The organism is Bosea beijingensis (genome assembly GCF_030758975.1).
GTDB lineage: Bacteria > Pseudomonadota > Alphaproteobacteria > Rhizobiales > Beijerinckiaceae > Allobosea > Allobosea beijingensis.
In genome coordinates, this window is the sequence record NZ_CP132359.1 from 775,580 (window position 1) to 794,096 (window position 18,517).

Annotated in this window: 21 protein-coding genes; 7 read left to right on the forward strand and 14 right to left on the reverse strand. The window is 66.0% G+C overall.

What is annotated here, in order from left to right:
- Positions 1 to 135 precede the first annotated feature (135 nt).
- The 5 genes from ppx to Q9235_RS03860 form a co-directional block, all read right to left on the reverse strand.
- The gene (ppx, locus tag Q9235_RS03840; protein ID WP_306225465.1) at positions 136 to 1,710 is read right to left on the reverse strand and encodes an exopolyphosphatase; all 1,575 of its coding nucleotides are present in this window, start codon (positions 1,708 to 1,710) and stop codon (positions 136 to 138) included.
- Positions 1,646 to 3,841, reverse strand: coding sequence for an RNA degradosome polyphosphate kinase (locus tag Q9235_RS03845; RefSeq protein WP_422678345.1), 2,196 nt, complete (start codon positions 3,839 to 3,841; stop codon positions 1,646 to 1,648). Before Q9235_RS03845 ends, ppx begins: the two co-directional genes overlap by 65 nt.
- Positions 3,842 to 3,962: 121 nt before the next feature.
- Positions 3,963 to 4,661 carry a P-loop NTPase family protein gene (locus Q9235_RS03850; RefSeq protein ID WP_306225467.1) on the reverse strand — a complete coding sequence of 233 codons (699 nt, stop codon included), beginning with the start codon at positions 4,659 to 4,661 and terminating at the stop codon, positions 3,963 to 3,965.
- Positions 4,662 to 4,667: 6 nt separating this feature from the next.
- Complete coding sequence (locus Q9235_RS03855; RefSeq protein WP_306225468.1) at positions 4,668 to 5,777, reverse strand: AI-2E family transporter; 1,110 nt, start codon at positions 5,775 to 5,777, stop codon at positions 4,668 to 4,670.
- Between the two features lie 92 nt (positions 5,778 to 5,869).
- Positions 5,870 to 6,400 (reverse strand): CDP-alcohol phosphatidyltransferase family protein, encoded by a 531-nt coding sequence (locus tag Q9235_RS03860; protein WP_306225469.1) that lies wholly within the window; start codon positions 6,398 to 6,400, stop codon positions 5,870 to 5,872.
- A 177-nt stretch (positions 6,401 to 6,577) separates the two neighbouring features.
- Between Q9235_RS03860 and purM the strand changes: the two genes are divergently transcribed.
- Both purM and purN read left to right on the forward strand, forming a co-directional pair.
- Positions 6,578 to 7,651: a phosphoribosylformylglycinamidine cyclo-ligase gene (purM, locus tag Q9235_RS03865; RefSeq protein WP_306225470.1), complete on the forward strand. Its 1,074-nt coding sequence runs from the start codon at positions 6,578 to 6,580 to the stop codon at positions 7,649 to 7,651.
- A gap of 56 nt (positions 7,652 to 7,707) precedes the next feature.
- Positions 7,708 to 8,271: a phosphoribosylglycinamide formyltransferase gene (purN, locus tag Q9235_RS03870; protein WP_422678347.1), complete on the forward strand. Its 564-nt coding sequence runs from the start codon at positions 7,708 to 7,710 to the stop codon at positions 8,269 to 8,271.
- Here purN and Q9235_RS03875 read toward each other — a convergent pair.
- Both Q9235_RS03875 and Q9235_RS03880 read right to left on the reverse strand, forming a co-directional pair.
- On the reverse strand, positions 8,268 to 9,026 hold the full coding sequence (locus Q9235_RS03875) for a helix-turn-helix transcriptional regulator (RefSeq protein WP_306225472.1): 759 nt from the start codon (positions 9,024 to 9,026) through the stop codon (positions 8,268 to 8,270). The genes purN and Q9235_RS03875 overlap by 4 nt on opposite strands.
- A 188-nt stretch (positions 9,027 to 9,214) precedes the next feature.
- A complete protein-coding gene (locus Q9235_RS03880; protein ID WP_306225473.1) occupies positions 9,215 to 9,577 on the reverse strand; it encodes a hypothetical protein in 363 nt (120 codons plus the stop codon).
- 365 nt (positions 9,578 to 9,942) lie between these two features.
- Between Q9235_RS03880 and Q9235_RS03885 the strand changes: the two genes are divergently transcribed.
- Entirely contained in the window at positions 9,943 to 10,110 is a 168-nt protein-coding gene (locus tag Q9235_RS03885) for a hypothetical protein (RefSeq protein ID WP_306225474.1), read from the forward strand.
- A gap of 145 nt (positions 10,111 to 10,255) precedes the next feature.
- On the opposite strand, the gene Q9235_RS03890 is transcribed toward Q9235_RS03885, so the two are convergent.
- Positions 10,256 to 10,495 carry a hypothetical protein gene (locus Q9235_RS03890; protein ID WP_306225475.1) on the reverse strand — a complete coding sequence of 80 codons (240 nt, stop codon included), beginning with the start codon at positions 10,493 to 10,495 and terminating at the stop codon, positions 10,256 to 10,258.
- Between the two features lie 38 nt (positions 10,496 to 10,533).
- Between Q9235_RS03890 and Q9235_RS03895 the strand changes: the two genes are divergently transcribed.
- A complete protein-coding gene (locus Q9235_RS03895; protein ID WP_306225476.1) occupies positions 10,534 to 11,376 on the forward strand; it encodes a MipA/OmpV family protein in 843 nt (280 codons plus the stop codon).
- 112 nt (positions 11,377 to 11,488) lie between these two features.
- Here Q9235_RS03895 and ndk read toward each other — a convergent pair whose 3' ends face one another.
- Positions 11,489 to 11,911, reverse strand: coding sequence for a nucleoside-diphosphate kinase (gene ndk / locus Q9235_RS03900; protein ID WP_047579744.1), 423 nt, complete (start codon positions 11,909 to 11,911; stop codon positions 11,489 to 11,491).
- A 164-nt stretch (positions 11,912 to 12,075) separates the two neighbouring features.
- Between ndk and Q9235_RS03905 the strand changes: the two genes are divergently transcribed.
- Complete coding sequence (locus tag Q9235_RS03905) at positions 12,076 to 12,210, forward strand: hypothetical protein (RefSeq protein WP_280528818.1); 135 nt, start codon at positions 12,076 to 12,078, stop codon at positions 12,208 to 12,210.
- Between the two features lie 42 nt (positions 12,211 to 12,252).
- Here the strand turns inward: Q9235_RS03905 and Q9235_RS03910 are convergent, their stop codons facing one another.
- Positions 12,253 to 12,522, reverse strand: coding sequence for a hypothetical protein (locus tag Q9235_RS03910; RefSeq protein WP_306225477.1), 270 nt, complete (start codon positions 12,520 to 12,522; stop codon positions 12,253 to 12,255).
- 357 nt (positions 12,523 to 12,879) lie between these two features.
- Here Q9235_RS03910 and Q9235_RS03915 point away from each other — a divergent pair, with 357 nt between their 5' ends.
- On the forward strand, positions 12,880 to 13,266 hold the full coding sequence (locus Q9235_RS03915) for a DUF2147 domain-containing protein (RefSeq protein ID WP_306225478.1): 387 nt from the start codon (positions 12,880 to 12,882) through the stop codon (positions 13,264 to 13,266).
- A gap of 126 nt (positions 13,267 to 13,392) precedes the next feature.
- Here the strand turns inward: Q9235_RS03915 and Q9235_RS03920 are convergent, their stop codons facing one another.
- From Q9235_RS03920 to gatB, 4 genes are all read right to left on the reverse strand, one after another.
- Entirely contained in the window at positions 13,393 to 14,100 is a 708-nt protein-coding gene (locus Q9235_RS03920; protein ID WP_306225479.1) for a glutathione S-transferase N-terminal domain-containing protein, read from the reverse strand.
- Between the two features lie 119 nt (positions 14,101 to 14,219).
- Positions 14,220 to 14,708, reverse strand: a complete 489-nt coding sequence (locus tag Q9235_RS03925) for a GNAT family N-acetyltransferase (protein WP_306225480.1) — start codon at positions 14,706 to 14,708, stop codon at positions 14,220 to 14,222.
- 28 nt (positions 14,709 to 14,736) lie between these two features.
- Entirely contained in the window at positions 14,737 to 15,243 is a 507-nt protein-coding gene (locus Q9235_RS03930) for a GNAT family N-acetyltransferase (protein ID WP_306225481.1), read from the reverse strand.
- Between the two features lie 141 nt (positions 15,244 to 15,384).
- Entirely contained in the window at positions 15,385 to 16,866 is a 1,482-nt protein-coding gene (gatB, locus tag Q9235_RS03935; RefSeq protein ID WP_306225482.1) for an Asp-tRNA(Asn)/Glu-tRNA(Gln) amidotransferase subunit GatB, read from the reverse strand.
- Between the two features lie 382 nt (positions 16,867 to 17,248).
- Between gatB and Q9235_RS03940 the strand changes: the two genes are divergently transcribed.
- The gene (locus tag Q9235_RS03940) at positions 17,249 to 18,403 is read left to right on the forward strand and encodes an efflux RND transporter periplasmic adaptor subunit (RefSeq protein ID WP_306225483.1); all 1,155 of its coding nucleotides are present in this window, start codon (positions 17,249 to 17,251) and stop codon (positions 18,401 to 18,403) included.
- Positions 18,404 to 18,517 lie beyond the last annotated feature (114 nt).

Consider the following 18,517-nt stretch of genomic DNA (forward strand, 5'->3'; position numbering starts at 1 on the left):
AAGACCGGGAATCCGCGATCGGACGCACGGCTCACAACCGAACACTGATGTCTCACCCAGTCGTGGGTTCCGGGTTCGCGCCTGCGGCGCGTCCCGGAATGACAGAGCTGTGCCACGAAGCCGCAGCGCCAGGCCTCAGAGCCTTCCGATCTCGAAATCGCGGCCGAGCAGCTTCGCGAGCTGCTTGAGGCGCCCTTCGACCCGCTCGCTCGCCAGCGCCGAGAGATCATTGGGGAAGCGCAGCAACAGGCGGTTGTCGACGCAAGCAGCCGGGATGCGTGGCAGGATGCCGGACATGCCGGCCGAGAGCAGATAGGCGACGCGGAAGATCGCCGCGATCAGCATCGCCCGTGCCAGGACCGCCGGCTGCAGCAGTGTCTTCAGACCGGCGGCGGCGGGAGAACTCGCCTTCATCCCGGCATAGCGATGGAAGATCGTCAGCGCCAGGAAGGCCCGACCGACATGGTCGATGCCGGTGAAATAGGCATGGGCGATGACGTTCATGCTCTGCTCGCCGCGATAATCGGGATGGGCGCGCCAGCCGATATCGGAAAGCAGGCAGACGGTCTCGATCATCCGGCCCGAGGGCTCGTCCTGCGGCAGGCCGGCCGTCTCCAGGATGCCGCGGGTCCAATTGATCAGTTCGGCCGCATGGCGCGGATCGCGGGCACGCAGCAGGTTGTAGTCGCGCGCGGCCTGCATCAGCGGATCGGCGCTCTGCTCCTCCGGCGAGAGCTGCTCGTGCAGCAGGCCTTCGCGCACGCCCTGGGCCGAGATGATGATCTCGCGCGGCCTGCCACGCTTGATCAATTCGTCGAGCACCAGCGCGCCATAGGCCAGGAGCGGACGCCGGGCCGATGACACCGAATCGATCGCGTCGAGCACCGAGATATCGGCCCGCTCGACCAGTTTGACGAAATCGGCGACGTCGCGCGTTGGCACCGAGTAGCCGTGCATCACGTTCAGCGGGTAAGCTGCGCGGTGCTGATGAAGCGTGGCAAGCGCGCGCCAGGTGCCGCCGACCGCGTAGAAGTCGCGGCCCCTCATGGCAGAAAGCTGCGGCAGCTTGTCGAGCTCGTCCTTGACGATCTTCTCGGCCGCCTTGAGCGAGCCCTTCGAGCGATCGAGCAGGGCGAGGCCGCCGAGCGGGACGCTGGCGCCCTGCCCTACCGCGCCGTCCTTGACCGAGATCAGCTCCAGGCTGCCGCCGCCGAGGTCGCCGACGACGCCATCCGGATTGTCGAAGCCGGAGATCACGCCGAGACCGGAGAGCACGGCCTCCCGCCCTCCCGAGATCAGCTCGATCGGCTGGCCGATCGCCTCCTCGGCGCGTGCGATGAATTCCGGGCCGTTGCTGGCATAGCGCGCGGCGGCGGTGGCGATGACGCGGATCTCGCCGACATGCATCGCTTCGCAGAGGATGCGGAAGCGCACCAGCGCGTTGATCGCCTTGGCGATGGCATCGTCGGCGAGGCGGCCGGTCGAGGCGACCTGCCGGCCGAGACCCGCCATCTCCTTCTCGTTGAAGACCTGCGACGGCGCGCGGGCCAGCATCTCGTAGACGACGAGACGGACCGAGTTCGAGCCGATATCGACGATGGCGAGGGTATGCGACAGCGCCAGCCGCCCCGGCGCATGCCGGAGCTCAGGCTTTACGTCCCCCTCGGCGCGAGAGGGAGCGGGGACTCGAATTGGAGAGCGATTTTCCACGTCCGGACAGACTCGGGTTCGTCATGAAGTACTTATGCGCGTTGAACGGCTCTTCGTTCGGCGCGGGGACAATGCGGCGCGAGCCGCCATCGGGCAATATCGTCCAGCTCTGCTCGTTGTCGAGCAGGTTGGCCAGCATGATCTGATCCAGCAACTGCTGATGCACGGTCGGATTGAGGATCGGGGTCAGCGCCTCGACGCGGCGATCGAGATTGCGCGGCATCAGGTCGGCCGAGGAGATGTAGATCTTGGCCTTGGGCGACGGCATGCCGTGGCCGGCGCCGAACGCATAGATGCGGGTATGCTCCAAGAAGCGGCCGATGATCGACTTGACGCGGATATTCTCCGAGAGGCCGGGCACGCCCGGCCTCAGGCAGCAGATGCCGCGCACGACGAAATCGATCTCGACGCCGGCCTGGCTGGCATCATAGAGCGCGTCGATGATCTCGGGATCGACCAGCGAGTTGCACTTGCCCCAGATCGCGCCCTTGCGGCCGGCCTTCACATGGGCGATCTCCTCGGCGATGTCGGCGAGCAGGCGCTGCTTCAGGCTGGTCGGCGAGACCGCCATGCGCTCCAGCCCGGCCGGCTCGGCATAGCCGGTGATGAAGTTGAAGATGCGGGCGACGTCCTGCGCGATCACCGGATCGGCGGTGAAGAACGAGACGTCGGTGTAGATGCGCGCCGTGATCGGGTGGTAGTTGCCGGTCGCGATATGGCAGTAGCTGACGAGCTGGCCGGCCTCGCGGCGCACGACCAGCGAGAGCTTGGCGTGGGTCTTGAGCTCGATGAAACCGTAAACGACCTGGACGCCGGCGCGCTCCATCTCCTTGGCCCAGCGGATATTCGCCTCTTCGTCGAAGCGGGCCTTGAGCTCGACCAGCGCGGTGACCGACTTGCCGGCCTCGGCCGCCTCCGTCAGCGCCTTGACGATCGGGGAGTTCGCCGAGGTGCGGTAGAGCGTCTGCTTGATCGCGACGACATTGGGATCGCGCGCGGCCTGCTGCAGGAACTGCACGACGACGTCGAAGCTCTCATAGGGATGATGGACCAGCAGGTCCTTCTGGCGGATCGCCGGGAAGCAGTCGCCGCCGTGCTCGCGGATGCGCTCGGGGAAGCGGGCATTATAGGGCTTGAACTTCAGGTCAGGCCGGTCGGTGCCGACGAGCTGCGAGAGCTCGTTCAGGCCGATCATGCCGTTGACCTCGACGACCTCGTCACTGTCGACCTTGAGTTCGCGCACGATCATCCGGCGCAGATGATCGGGCATGCCGGTCGAGAGTTCGAGCCGGATGACGACGCCGAGACGGCGCTGCTTCAACATGGTCTCGAAGACGCGGACGAGGTCCTCCGCCTCCTCCTCGATGTCGAGATCGGAGTCGCGGATGATGCGGAAGGAGCCGGCGCCCTTCACCTCGTAGCCGGGGAAGAGCTTGCTGATGAACAGCGAGACGGCATCGTCGAGGGCGATGAAGCGATGCAGCCCCTCGCGCGCCAGGTCCGGCAATTCGATGAAGCGATCGATCTTGGTCGGCACGCGGATCAGCGCGTCGAGCTGGCGCCCGTCATGCTTGCGCTCCAGCGCCAGCGCAATGGTGAAGCCGAGATTGGGGATGAAGGGGAAGGGATGAGCCGGGTCGATCGCCAGCGGCGTCAGCACCGGGAAAATGTAGTTGAGGAAGTAGTCCTCCAGCCAGATCCGGTCCTGCGACCCGATATCGCCCGGCTGCAGCAGGTGGATGCGATTCTCATGCAGGTCATGACGGAGTTCAGCCCAGCGCGCCTGCTGGTCGGCGGTCAGTGCCGCGACCGCCTCGCCGATGGCGGCAAGCTGGCCGGCCGGCGTCAGCCCGTCCTGGCTGCGGGTGACGACACCGGCCTTGAGCTGCTCGCGCAGGCCCGAGACGCGGACCATGAAGAACTCGTCGAGATTATTCGCGGAGATCGAGAGGAAGCGAAGCTGCTCCAGCAGCGGGTGACTGCGATTCGAGGCCTCCTCCATGACGCGCCGGTTGAACTGGAGCCAGGACAGCTCCCGGTTCATGAAGCGCTCCGGCTGATGGCGCAGGGGCGCCGCATCAGCCTCGCTGGATAGCTTCTCCGACTCGTCGATCACGGTGTCGAGGGTCATGCGCTTCGCTCGCGTCCTGGTCATCTTGCCGCTCATGCCGCCGTTGAAGCCATTCTAGTGCGACGGTTCGATGACAAGCGACATGATTTGAAGCATGCGGCTTGCGCAGATATGGCCGGGGTCAACCCGGCTCCTCCGGAAACAGTTCCTCCAGAGCCTCCTGCACCAGCGGGCGCGTCACGCGCCGGCCACGTTCGAGCGCGAGCCGATCGAGCCGGTCAACGACCTGCCGCGCCGCGGCGAAGGAGCGCTCCATCCGCATGGCGAGGGCGTCGATCACGGCGATGTCGACCACGAGCTGGCGATCGATGAAGAGCTTGACCAGCAGCGCCCGCAGCAGTCCGTCATCCGGCGGCTCGATCGTCGCGGCGGGGGCCAACCGGAGGCGCGAGAGCAGGTCCGGCACGCTCAGACCCCAGAGATCGGGCGCGCTCCGCGCCGTCAGCAGCAGGAAGCCGCCGCGCGCCTTGATCGCGTTCATCAGATGGAACAGGGCTGGCTCGTCGAGCGCGCCCGCATCGCAATCCTCGATCACCAGCGCACCGCCCGAGACGAGATGCGGCACCTGCGTTTCGCTCAACTCGCTCGCGGGGATCGTCCAGGCGTGGGCGGCACGCGCCCAGATCGCGGCGAGATGGGTCTTGCCGGCGCCTTCCGGCCCGGTCAGGCGCAGCCAGGCCTCGGGCCAGGCGGGCCAGCGCTCGATCAGGCCGTAGGCCGCCTCGTTGGAGGCGCCGACCAGGAAATCCTCGACGCCATGGCGGCTGTCGACCGGCAGGTCGAAGGCGAGCTGGCGCGGACGCGGGGGGATATCGGACATGAGAACTCAGGCGTCGGCGTCGATGCGCGCCTTCGCCGCTGCCGCGCGGGTGGCATCGCCGCCGTGATAGAGGTTGCTGGCAAGATATTGGCGCAGCGCAAAGCGGCAGAGCACGCCGATGACGGCTGCGAGCGGCACCGCCAGCAGCAGGCCGACGAAGCCGAACAGCGAGCCGAAGGCGAGCAGCGCGAACATCAGCCAGACCGGATGCACGCCGATGGAATCGCCGACGAATTTGGGCTGGAAGATGTTCCCTTCGAGGAACTGCCCGGCGAAGAAGACGCCGAGCGTCGCCAGCGGCCAGGTCCAGTCCGGCCAGAACTGCACCGTCGCGACGCCGACGGAGAGCACGAGTCCCGTCAGCGAGCCGACATAGGGGATGAAGGAGAGGAAACCGGAGATGATGCCGATCAGCGCGCCGAAATTGACGCCGATGACGCTCAACCCGATGGCGTAGAAACCGCCGAGCAGAACGCAGACCAGCGCCTGCCCACGCAGGAAGCCGGCGATCGCCATATCCATCTCGTGCAGGAGGCTGCGGATGGTGTCGCGATGGTCGAGCGGCAGCCAGCTATCGACGGTCGCGACCATGCGGTCCCAGTCGACCAGCAGGTAGAAGGCGATGACCGGCGTCAGCACCAGGAGCGAGAACACCCCGACGATGGCGGTGCCGCCACTCCAGAGCGATTGCAACAAACCGCCGACCCATTTCATGCCGTCGCCGACGAGGTTGCCGAGCGAGCTCTGCGCATCCTTGGTGAGTTCGGAGGCGCCAAAACGTTCGAGCCAGGGCGTGCCCTTCTCCAGCACCAGCGCCTGGAGCTTGGCGGCATCGCCCGGCAGGCGGGCGACGAGGCCGGCAAGCTGCTGGCCGAGCAGCGGCGCGAGCAGCACCAGCCCCAGCACGAAGACGAACAGGAAGACGACGAGGATGACGATCGTCGCCACCAACCGGCTCATGCCCATGCGTTCCAGCCTGTCGGCGAGCGGATCGAGCAGATAGGCCAGCGCCAGCGCCGCGATGAAGGGCAGCAGAACGTCGCGCAACACGACCAGAAACAGGACGAAGGCGAGAAGGGAGCCGACCCAGAAGCCGATCTGGCGTTGCAACGTCATCGATCAGCCTCTCTCGCGTCTCTCGGCCGGCGGGACCTGTCAGATGTGCATCAAGGCCAGCCGTTCCAAGCCGGAACGCAGACAAAGCCCTATCAACCTGCCATGTGGCGTAGCCAGAAGGCGAGATAGGCCGTCATAGAGGCGACCGTCAACAGAGCGACGAGGAGCTCACAGGCGAGCGCCAGCGAGCCGAGCTCGATCCCGAAGGCACGCGAGCCCAAGGCGAACGCAGCGAAGCCGATCTGCGCGGCGGTATTCGCCTTGCTGACGACGATGGGCGCGATCGTCAGCGGTTTGTCGAGCAGCCAGGACAGGATCACCGCCGCCACGATCATGAGATCGCGCGCGACGACCAGGACGACGAGCCAGACCGGGATCGCCCCGACGACGGCGAGCGTGATGTAGATCGAGACGATCAGCGCCTTGTCGGCAGCGGGATCGAGCCAAGCTCCCAATTCGCTCGCCATGCCGCAGCGCTTGGCGAGGAAGCCGTCGACCGCATCCGAGATACCGGCGACGACGAAGAGGATGAAGGCCGCATCCCAGTTCGCGCCGATGATCATGACGATGACCAGCGGCACCAGGAACAGGCGGCCGATGGTGATCAGGTTGGGGATCGTCATGGCAGCACTGTCGCGCGAACCGCCGGAAAGACCAATGCCCTGCGGTCAGAGACCCTGTGTCCGACCGGAATGACGCCTCTCCGCCTGTGCGAAATCGCCAAAACCGGCCCTGACGCCTTGCCATGGCGGGCGTGCTTGCCTATCGCTCCCGCGAGCACGCAAGGAAGGCGAAACGCAATGAGCAAGCCCGGCGCGAACGGACTGACCTATGCGCAGGCAGGTGTCGATATCGACGCCGGCAATGCGATGGTCGACGAGATCAAGCCGCTGGTGCGCGCCACGCGCCGGCCGGGCGCCGACGCCGAGATCGGCGGGTTCGGCGGATTGTTCGATCTCAAGGCCGCAGGCTTCAACGATCCGATCCTGGTCGCGGCCAATGACGGCGTCGGCACCAAGGTGAAGATCGCGATCGAAAGCGGGCTGCATTCGACGATCGGCATCGATCTCGTCGCGATGTGCGTCAACGACCTGATCGTGCAGGGCGCCGAGCCCCTGCTCTTCCTCGACTATTACGCCACCGGCAAGCTCGACCCGAAGGTCGGCGTCGAGATCGTGCGCGGCATCGCAGATGGCTGCCGCCAGGCCGGCTGCGCCCTGATCGGCGGCGAGACCGCCGAGATGCCCGGCATGTATGCCGAGAAGGATTACGACCTGGCCGGCTTCGCCGTCGGCGCCGCCGAGCGCGGCACGCTCCTGCCGCGCGAGGACCTGAAGCCCGGCGACGTCGTCTTCGGCCTGCCCTCCTCCGGCGTCCACTCCAACGGCTATTCGCTCGTCCGCCGCATCGTCGAGGTCAGCGGCCTCGGCTGGGAGGCGCCCGCCCCCTTCGCGCCCGGCAAGACCCTGGCAGAAGCGCTGCTGGAGCCGACCCGCATCTATGTGAAGCCGCTGCTGCAGGTGCTGAAGGCGACCGACGGCATCAAGGCGCTGGCGCATATCACCGGCGGCGGCTTCCCCGACAATATCCCGCGCGTGCTGCCCGACGGGCTCGGCGTCGCGCTCGATCTTCCCGCCATCCCGGTACCCGCTGTGTTCGGCTGGCTCGCCAAGATCGGCGGCGTCGCCGAGCGCGAGATGCTGCGCACCTTCAATTGCGGAATCGGCATGATCGTCGCCGCTGAAGCCCACAAGGCGGATGAGGTTCTGGCTGCCCTGAAGGCCGCCGGCGAGGCGCCGGTGAAGCTCGGTGAGATCGTGCCGGTCGCGGCCGGCGAGGAGCAGGTCAGCTATCGCGGCAAGCTCTCGCTGTGAGCGCCACCCTTCCCCGCAAGCGCGTCGGGGTGCTGATCTCCGGGCGCGGCTCGAACATGGTCTCGCTGGCGGAAGCGGCGCAGGCGCCGGGCTATCCGGCCGAGATCGCGCTCGTCATCTCGAACATTCCCGATGTCGCCGGGCTCGAGCGCGCGCGTGATTTCGGCATCGCCACGGCGACGGTCGATCACCGCGCCTTCAACAAGGATCGCGAAGCGTTCGAGCGGGCGGTCGACGAAGTGCTGCGGGCGAACCAGATCGACCTGCTCGTGCTCGCCGGCTTCATGCGTATCCTGACGCCCTGGTTCGTGGCGCGCTGGGAAGGGCGGATGATCAATATCCACCCGTCGCTGCTGCCGCTGTTCAAGGGCACGCATACGCATCGCCAGGCTCTTGAAGCCGGCGTCAGCGAGCATGGCTGCTCGGTGCATTTCGTCGTGCCGGAACTCGACGCCGGGCCGGTGATCCTGCAGGCGAAGGTGCCGGTTCTGCCCGGCGACGACGAGGATACGCTGGCGCAACGCGTCCTCGCCGAGGAGCACAAGCTCTATCCTGCGGCGCTGGCGGAGGTCGCCTCCGGCCGCGCGACGCTCCAAGGCGGGATCGTGATCCGCGGCTAGGCTGCGACGCTGCCCTCGGCGCTTGCCGGCAATCCGCTTCCCTCGCGCTTGCAGCGCTCCCACTCCTCCTTCGCCCTCTCCTCTTCCTTCTGCCAGCGGCGGAAGAGATCGGCGCGGCGGGCGGGATAGCGCTCTTCCAGCGCGACGAGGCCGGTCAGCCGATCGGTGCGGAAATGGCGGAAGGCCTGCCGCAGCTCGCACCAGGCGATGACGATGCGCACGCGCTCGTAGAAGGTCATGCCGATCGGCCAGATCATGCGCTGCGTCGCGTGGCCGCTCTCGTCGCTGTAATGGATCGAGAGCTTGCGTCCGTTACGGATGGCGGCGCGCACGGCCGCGACATCGACCTGATCGGCCGGCATTTCGCCGGGGTGGGACGCCGCAAACAGGGCGCCATCGAGCAGGATCGGCCGCAGATGCTGCGGCAGCACCGCCGCGACCTTGCTGACGACATCCTCGGCCGCACGGGCCAGCACGGGGTCGGCCCGCTCGCTGAGCCAGCGCATGCCGACCAGCACGGCCTCGATCTCATCCGGCGAGAGCATCAATGGCGGCAGGTCAAAACCCGCATCGAGGACGTATCCGATGCCGGCCTCGCCGCGCACGGGCACACCCTGGCGCACCAGCGCGCCGATGTCACGATAGACCGTACGCACGGAGACATCGAGCTCGGAGGCCAATGTCTCTGCTGTCACAGGGCGCCTGCGGCGACGCAGGCTCTGGATCATGTCGAGCAATCGTTCAGCGCGCTGCACGGCGGCGTCTCCCCACTCGTCTCCCGATCCAACAGCCATGCCGTTCGATCACGGGGATCGAACGGATCACGATGTGGACCTGCGGCAGAATGGCTCAGCCGCGCTGACAGCTTCTGTCAGCAGTCTGTCAGCAGCAAGGCAGACCTGTCGAGAGGCCCCGGCATCTGCGTGCCGGCGCGGCCTTCAGCTCAGAACGGGCGCTTCAGCTTGCACTGATCGATGAACTGCAGACCCTTCTGGCGGGCCGTGTCGTTGAAATAGCCGGTGTCGCGGAAGGCCTGGATCTCGTCCTTGGTCATCGCGCTGACCGTGCCCTTGGCGTAGCAGCTACAGGGGTTGTGGACCGCTTCGCGCGTCGTGCTCATCAATTGCGACTGCGTGATCAGGCAGGCGTCGAAGGCGCGCAACTGGATCATGTAGGGAGTGAGGTTCTTCGCCGTCGGATCCGGCGGCGGCAAGGTCGTCGAGCTGCTCGCGGCATAGGCCGAAACGCTCGCCAGAATCGACAATCCACCGGCCAGAACGACCGCACCCATCCGCCGCATCTTCATGATTCCGCCTGCCCTTCGAGAACGGAGCGCAGCGATGACCACGATGCCGAGCCCGTGTTCCGGCATGGCCATAGAGCGGCGCCTAGGTCAAGAGGTGCATCATGGTCCGGCCGTCGATTTCAAGAGCGGTGCGTCCTGTTCGACGCGCCTGCGTGCCAGATCGGCTTCCGCAATCCGCCCGCAAAGCCGGCGGGCCAGAACCGGGGGCGGCTGGTCCCATTTGGGAGTTGCCGTATCGACCGACGAAATCGAAAACTCGACAGGTCAGGAAATGGAGACGGCGCCATCCCCGGACCGCGTTCTGCTTCGACGAACCCACGCCGTGCCCAGCGACGCTACGGCTGCCCGACTTGTGGTGCCATGCGATGAACGATCCTGAACCGCAGCCGCCTCGCTCCGATCCCCCGCGAGACGAAGCGCGAACCCAGAGCAAGATCGTCGGCCTGCTGCTCATGAGCGCCATGAGCGTGACGATGACGGCCTGGATCGCCCTCCTGGGATGGACAGCCTGGACTTTCCTGGGTGACGGCTAGTCGATCTCGGGCGCGCTCTCGGCCAATTCGAGAAAAACCGCAGCACAGAGCAGCCAGAGGATCGCCACTTCCATGATCACCGCTCCTCCTGGAGTCTCTTTCGACCGACATCTCCGGCCTCGCGATCCATTCTCTCCGTCATCGCTTAACGCGCGGTAACCGGGCTGCCGGCCAGCGCGTCTGCCTGCTCCGCGCTCAACACGGCGATCCGAACGACCGCGCCGTCGCGCGGAGGCGGCAAGCTGGCGAAGCCCACGCGGAACACGACGTAACGAAAACCAACGATCTGAAAAAACCCCACAAGCTCAAACACTTGAAAATGCTGAAGATAACGAAATGGGAACCTTAACCGCGCATTAAACCTCGTCCGCCAGATTGCGGGCATCGCCTATCGGAGACGCCGTCGCGTCGGAGTTCTGGATCATGCGTTGCGTTGCGTATCTGGCGGGTCTTTCGGCCTGCCTCTCCCTCTCGCTGCCGGGCCAGGCCCAGGCACAGTCGAGAGACTACACGACCCTGACCTCGCCCCAGTCGGCGCAGAACTGGTACATCACGCTGGGCGCCGGCGTGCGCTACCAGCCCGATTATACCGGCTCGGACGATTACGTCTTCCGGGCCCGCCCGATCATCTCGCTCGGCCGCGGCCTGAAGAGCACATGGTGGAGCGCCGAGGACGACGCGATGCTCAGCATCGGCGTGTTCTCCGGCCAGGGCTGGCGCATCGGCTTCTCGGGCGACCTGCTCTGGAAGCGCTCGGCCAAGGTCAATCCGGCTCTCGTCGCGGTGCCCGCCACCAAGTTCGGCGCCGAGCTCGGCGGCTTCGCCGAATTCTACCCGACCTCCTGGCTTCGGGGCCGCGTCGACCTGCGCCGCGGCGTCGCCGCGCATGACGGCGTCGTCGCCGATTTCAAGCTCGACGCCTTCTCGACCGTCGGCACGTGGACACTGGGCGTCGGCCCGCGCATGCGGATCGCCTCCGCCGATTATGTCCGCACCTATTTCGGCACCGGCGGCGCCATGCCCGGTACCGGCGGCCTGCTGCAGCGCTACAATGCCGGCGTCCACACGGTCGGCGCGCTGGCGCAGGTCACCTATCATTGGTCCGACCAGCTCAAGACCACGGCCTATGTCGAGTACAAGCGCCTCGTCGGCGACGCCACGCGCTCTCCGATCGTCAGGCCGTTCGGCTCGCGCGATTCGCTCACCTTCGGCCTGTCGGCGAGCTATTCGTTCGACACCGGATCGAACTACTCCTTCGGGCTCTGAGAAGCCGCCGCGCCGCGCAGGGCTCCCTGCCCTGCCTCGGCGCCCGCTACGCAAAAAGAAAAGGCGGACCGGAAACCGGCCCGCCTTTCTGCTTTTCAGCGAATAGCTGAAATCAGCCGACGATCTCGTTGCCCGAGAAGAACTGCGCGATCTCGATCGCGGCGGTTTCCGGCGCATCCGAACCGTGAACGGTGTTCTCGCCGACCGAGAGGGCGAAGAGCTTGCGGACGGTGCCCTCGGCAGCGTTGGCCGGGTTGGTGGCGCCCATCACTTCACGGTACTTGGCGATGCCGTCCTCGCCTTCGAGAACCTGCACGACGACCGGGCCGGAGGTCATGAACTCGACGAGCTCGCCAAAGAACGGACGGGCCGAGTGGACGGCATAGAAAGTCTCGGCCTGGGCCTTGGTCATCTGGATGCGCTTCTGCGCGACGATGCGCAGGCCAGCCTTCTCGATGACCGCGTTGACCGCGCCGGTGAGATTGCGCTTCGTCGCGTCGGGCTTGAGAATGGAGAAGGTACGCTGGACAGCCATCGGTCGATCCTTGGAACGGGGTACGGAAAAGGAAATGCGGCGCGCTTATAGCTGCCGCCTTCGCACCCCACAAGGCTCCAGAGCCGGGCCGTCATGCCCGGAAACCATGAGCCGGCGGATCAATTCGATGCTAGATTGAGGCGTTGACGACGAGGAGCCTGCCTATGCTGCTCATTGGTCTCGCCTTCGCCAGTTGCCTGGCGCTGCTTTGTGAAATCCTGTCCGTAACGCCCGATTCCATCACCCGGGATCGCAGGGGCAACCAGCCCCCGCCCTCGGGCGGCGTCGCCGCGTTCTGAACGCGCCGCACGGCGCCATCCTTGCGGATGCCGAGCGTGGCGTCAGTGCCGCGTCAGGAAAGCGCGGGCCTCGCGCAGCGCCAAGGCGATCTCGTCGCGGTTCATTTCGAGCGCCAGTTCCTGGCGATGCGCCGCCGCACGGGCACAGCCACGGGCGAAGGCGACGTTGAACCATGTCTGCGCCTTGACCAGGTCGACAGCGCCGGCTCGCCCCGAGGCGTGCATCAGGCCGAGTTCATAATAGGCTTCCGCCGAAACCTCCGCCGGGATCACCAGCGAAGCAGGAACCGCGTTCATCTCCATGCGTGCCATGACAACCACCCTGATTTGTCGTTGCTGGCCAGCCACCCGTCCAAGGCCCCGGCCTGATGTGAGCGAGACTGGGCTCGATTTTTAAAATGCGTCCTAAATTTTGCGATGAATCGAGTCTCAACGAGACGTAATCAGCCGGTTAAATCAACGAAGGATTCATCTCGGAATCGCGAGAAACCGAATGAATTCAAAGGCCTGATCTTACGTCAGCGTCACGCGCGTTGAGAATGGATTCACCTTGCGCAGCGGAAGCGGCGAAAACCTCTTCCGTAGCGGCAGCTTGGAGACAGGCCAAATCCCGGATATAGTTCATATCTGAACCATGCAGGCATAGCTGGTCGAACACGGGAGGATCTAATGCATCACGGAACCGGATCGAAGCTTGCGGCCCTGACTGCTCTCGGCCTGCTGGCCAGCGTCTCGGCCGCGGCGGCTCAGGAAGTCGTCGGCACCTGGGAGCGCGATACCGGCGCCTCGCGCGTGCGCTTCAGCAAATGCGGCGAAGCGCTCTGCGGCTCGCTCTTCTGGCTCAAGGACACGAGCGGCCCGGCCAAGGTCGGCCAGCGCATCTTCTACGACATGAAGCCGAACGGCGCGAACAAGTGGAGCGGCAGCGCCTTCAACCCCGAGGACGGCAAGACCTATTCGGGCACGATGACGCTCTCGGGCAGCACACTGACCACCGCCGGCTGCGTCATGGGCGGGCTGATCTGCCGCTCGGTGAAGTGGAATCGGATGAATTGAGGCTCGAGGTCATGCTCGCCCTCGTGGCGAGCATCCACGTCTCGAACGCGCCCGTCGACCAGTGAAGACGAGGATGGCCGGGACAGGCCCGACCATGACGCATGTGCTTCCAATGACGGCCCGTGCTCAGCGCGCCTTCTGACCGAAGAGGATCGCCTTTTCCGCGGCCGTGCTGATGCCGGCCGGGTTGCGCAATTCCTCGCCTACCTTCAGCCCGCGCTGCACGGCCGGGCGCGCCTGCATCGTCTCCAGCCAGCGCGCGACATTCGGGAACTGCTTGATATCCTGGCCCTGCTTTTCCCAGCCGCGGGCCCAGCCGATGCAGGCCATGTCGGCGATCGAGTAGTCGCCGCAGATGTAATCGCGGCGTTCGAGGCGCCTGTTCAGCACGCCATAGAGGCGGTTGGCCTCGTTGGTGTAGCGATCAATGGCGTACGGCACCGGTTCGGGCGCGTAGAGCCGGAAATGATGGGTCTGGCCGAGCATCGGCCCGAAGCCACCCATCTGCCAGAACAGCCACTCGTCGACCTCGACGCGGCCGCGCTCGTCCTTGGGATAGAACTCCCCGGTCTTGCGGCCGAGATATTGCAGGATCGCGCCGGATTCGAAGACCGAGATCGGCTTGCCGTCCGGCCCGTCGGGATCGACGATCGCCGGCATGCGGTTGTTAGGAGCGATCGCCAGGAAATCCGGCTTGAACTGGTCGCCCTTGCCGATATTCACCGGGACGATGGCGTAGGGCAGCCCGGTCTCCTCGAGCATGATGGTGATCTTGGTGCCGTTCGGCGTCGGCCAGTAATAGAGGTCGATCGGCTTGGCGGGGGCTGCGGACATCGGTCGCTTCCTTTCAGGCGGGAGGCCTCGCCCCGAAACCTAGGAAGCTTGCGAAGGCCCCGGAAGGGGCTGCGGTGTGCTTTGGGCGCGACCGCCCCATGCCTTGACGGCAGGCTCGCTCAGGGCGAGAGCGCCATCTTGAAGCCCTCGTGGCTCTGCACGAAGCCGAGCCCGTTATAGAAGCGGTGCGCTTCGGGCCTGGCCTTGTGCGAGGTCAGTTCGACGAGGCCGACGCCCTTCTCAGTTGCGAAAGCAATCGCATGGCGCATCATGATCGCGCCGATGCCGCGGCCACGGCATTCCGGCGCGACATGCACGCTCTCGATCTTGGCGCGGATGCGCCCGCGCTCGGCCATGCCCGGCAGGACGGTGATCTGGTAGGTGCCGACGACCTTACCCTCCAGCTCAGCGACGAAGAGCGTGTTGTAGGGATTGGCTGCGATGACGTCGAAAGCCTTGAGGTAGGCCGGATCCCGCGCCTCATCCGCGATCTCGTCCGGCGTGCGCTTCTGCACCGAGGCGCCATGCATGATGAGCTCCGCAACGCGGGGCACATCCGCCCTCGCCGCCTCGCGCATGCGGATTTCGGTAGCGACGGTTTTCGTCATAGGCCTATCTCGTCCGTTGGCAGTCTGCTCAGGCGACAAAGAGACGCTTCGCCATCAGGAGCGTGTTGGGCGTGTCTTCGCGCCCGTCGAAGCGGGCCTGCCTTTGCAGGAAGAAGCCCATGCGCTCGTAGAAGCTGATCGCGGGCTCGTTCTGGCTCTCGACCTCGAGCCGCGCCACCGGCGCGTCCGGGAAGCAGGCGAGCGCGACCTGCAGCAAAGTGCGGCCGATGCCGACGCCCTGCCGGTTCGGCAGGACATAGAGCCGCGTCAGCAGCGCCGCCCGATCGCGCTCCTGCCGGGCGGAAGCGGTGGCGACGATCTCCTCGCCGACCAGCGCGACGAGGAAAACGCCCTCGTCGCGGCCGAGCTGGGCCTTCAGGTTCTCCAGGGAGTGCCAGGCATTGGTGATCTCGGCGACGCGCTGCCAGCCATAGATGCCGTCATAGGTGGCGTGCCAGGTCTCGACCAAAAGCGCCCTGACCGCCGGGAGATCGGCGGCTTCGGCGTCGCGGATGACGAGATCGGCGGGCGTCATCCCAATCGTCCAGCTTGCGCAACAACCACCACGGTCATCCCGGGCTTGACCCGGGATCCATGCCAAAGCGCTTCCGGGCAAGGTTCAGGCATGGATCCCGGATCTCCGCTTCGCTGCGTCCGGGATGACGGCATGGTGAGATTACTCGATCCCAAGCTTTGTCTTCAGGATCTCGTTCAGGGCCTGCGGGTTGGCCTTCCCGCCCGAGGCCTTCATGGCCTGGCCGACGAACCAGCCCAGCATGGTCGGCTTGGCCTTGACCTGCTCCACCTTGTCGGGATTGGCAGCGATCAGTTCGTCGACCGCCTTCTCGATGGCGCCGGTGTCGGTGACCTGCTTCATGCCGCGGGCCTCGACGATCTCGCGGGGGTTACCACCCTCGGTCCAGAGGATATCGAACAGATCCTTGGCGATGCGGCCGGAGATGACGCCTTCGCCGATCAGGTCGACGAGGCCGCCGAGCTGCGCGGCCGAGACCGGCGAGGTCGTGACGTCCTTGCCTTCCTTGTTGAGGCGGCCGAAGAGCTCGTTGATCACCCAGTTGGCGGCGGCCTTGCCGTCGCGGCCCCTGGCCACGTCCTCGAAATAATCGGCCTGATCGCGCTCGGCGACGAGCACCGAGGCGTCATAGGGCGAAAGCCCGTAGGTCGCGATGAAGCGGGCCTTCTTGGCGTCCGGCAGTTCCGGCAGCGCGCCCTTCAGGCTCTCGACGAAGGCGTCGTCGAACTCGAGCGGCAGCAGGTCCGGATCGGGGAAGTAGCGGTAGTCATGCGCCTCTTCCTTGGAGCGCATCGAGCGCGTCTCGCCCTTGCCGGGGTCATAGAGGCGGGTTTCCTGGTCGATCGTGCCGCCATCCTCGATGATGCCGATCTGGCGGCGCGCCTCGGTCTCGACCGCCTGGCCGATGAAGCGGATCGAGTTGACGTTCTTGATCTCGCAGCGCGTGCCGAGCGCGTCGCCCGGCTTGCGGACGGAGACGTTCACGTCGGCGCGCAGGTTGCCCTTCTCCATGTCACCGTCACAGGTGCCGAGATAGCGCAGGATGGTGCGCAGCTTGGAGACATAGGCCTTCGCCTCGTCCGCCGAGCGCAGGTCCGGCTTGGAGACGATCTCCATCAGCGCCACGCCCGAGCGGTTGAGGTCGACGAAGCTCATGGTCGGGTGCTGGTCATGGATCGACTTGCCGGCATCCTGCTCCAGATGCAGCCGCTCGATGCCGACGGTGATCTGCTCGGTCGGCGAGAGATCGACGACGATCTCGCCCTCGCCCACGATCGGGCTCTTGTACTGGCTGATCTGGTAGCCCTGCGGCAGGTCCGGGTAGAAGTAGTTCTTCCGGTCGAAGACCGAGCGGTTGTTGATCTGCGCGTTCAGGCCGAGGCCGGTGCGCACCGCCTGCCTGACGCATTCGGCGTTGATCACCGGCAGCATGCCGGGCATGGCCGCGTCGACGAGGCTGACATGCTCGTTCGGCTCGGCGCCGAAACCGGTCGAGGCGCCGGAGAACAGCTTGGCATTGGAGGTGACCTGGGCATGGATCTCCATGCCGATCACGATCTCCCAATCGCCGGTCGCGCCCTTGATCAGCTTCTTCGGGTCGGCGGGGCGGGCATGCGCGTTCATCTTGACTCTTCCGGCTGCTAGAGCCGGATCCGATCAGGTGGAAACCTGATCGGTGAATCCGTCTCTAAGTTATAGTAGAGGACGCGTGACCCGATCGGATTGCAACGCAATCTGATCGGCGCGTGCTCTATTCGCCTACGCGTTACGATGTCGGCGGGCGGGCGGCAAGCATCCGTTGCACCGGCACGGCACTCACGAGAGGCGAAAACGGCCCGCCGCGTTGCGCTCCTGCAACCAGATGGCGGGAATGTGGCTTATGTGGCGCAATATCGCGCAGATTGACGGGTGATGGTTCTTGACATTCGTCACTGACCGACCCTTCTTGCGCAAAATGCCGGAAACCCCCATTGGTTGTGCCGGCTCGTTACCCCGGAGTTCCGTCATGTCACGCAGCCGTTTCATCGGTCTGGTGCTCACCGCCGCCCTCACGTCGACCGCGCTCACGGCTTTCGACGCCGTCGCGCAGGGAGCTCCGCCGGCTCCTCCGGTCCAGGTCGCCAATCCGCTCGCCAAGCGCATCACCAACTGGGACGAGTTCACCGGCCGCTTCGAGGCCAGCGAGCAGGTCGATGTGCGCGCCCGCGTCTCCGGCTTCATCGACAACGTCCACTTCCGCGACGGCTCGCTCGTCCAGAAGGGCGACCTGCTCTTTACCATCGATCAGCGGCCTTACAAACTGGCCGTCGACGTGGCCCGTGCCGAGGTCGCCCGTGCCAAGGCGCAGGTCGAGCTCGCCCAGAACGAGGTCGAGCGTGCCGAAGGCCTCACGCAGAACCGCACGATCACGGCACGCGACGTCGACCAGCGCCGCGCCAACCTGAACAGCGCGGTCGGTTCGCTGCAGGGCGCCGAGGCGAACCTGAAGAATGCCGAGCTCAACCTCGAATGGACCGAGGTCCGCGCGCCGCTCGCCGGCCGCATCTCGAACCGCCGCGTCGATCCGGGCAATCTGATCGCCGGCGGCCAGTCGGGCGCCTCGCTGCTGACCACCATCGTCGCGGTCGCACCGATCTACTTCACCTTCGACGTCTCGGAGGCCGACTTCCTGCGCTATTCCCGGATGAGCAACCCGCGTGAGGAAGCTGCCAAGGACAGCGGGACGATCGTCGAGGTCCGCCTCTCGGACGAGCCGAAATGGGGCCGCCGTGGCAAGGTGAACTTCCTCGACAACGCGCTCAACGCCCGCTCGGCGACGATCCGCGGCCGTGCCGTGTTCGAGAACAAGGACCAGTTCCTGACCCCCGGAACGTTCGGCCGCCTGCGCTTCTTCGCCGGCGAGTCCGATGCGCTGCTCGTGCCGGATACGGTCATCGCCTCGGACCAGGCCCACAAGGTCGTGCTGACGGTCGGCCCCGAGAACAAGGTCGTGCCCAAGCCGGTCGTACTCGGGCCGCTCAGCGAGGGCCTGCGGGTGATCCGCTCTGGGTTGACGCCCGAGGACAAAGTGATCGTCGGCGGCTCCGCCAACCCGATGGTCCGCCCGGGCGTTGCCGTCACGCCGCAGCCCGGCGAGATCAAGGTCGCGACGACCAACTGAGCGCCTGCCGCGCCGGCTTTCCCCGAAAGCCGGTGCCCGCCTCTCGGGCCATGCCTGGCCCGGCACTGAAACACGGGCGCCACCGGGCGCCCGCCCGCCTTATTCCGGCCAGGA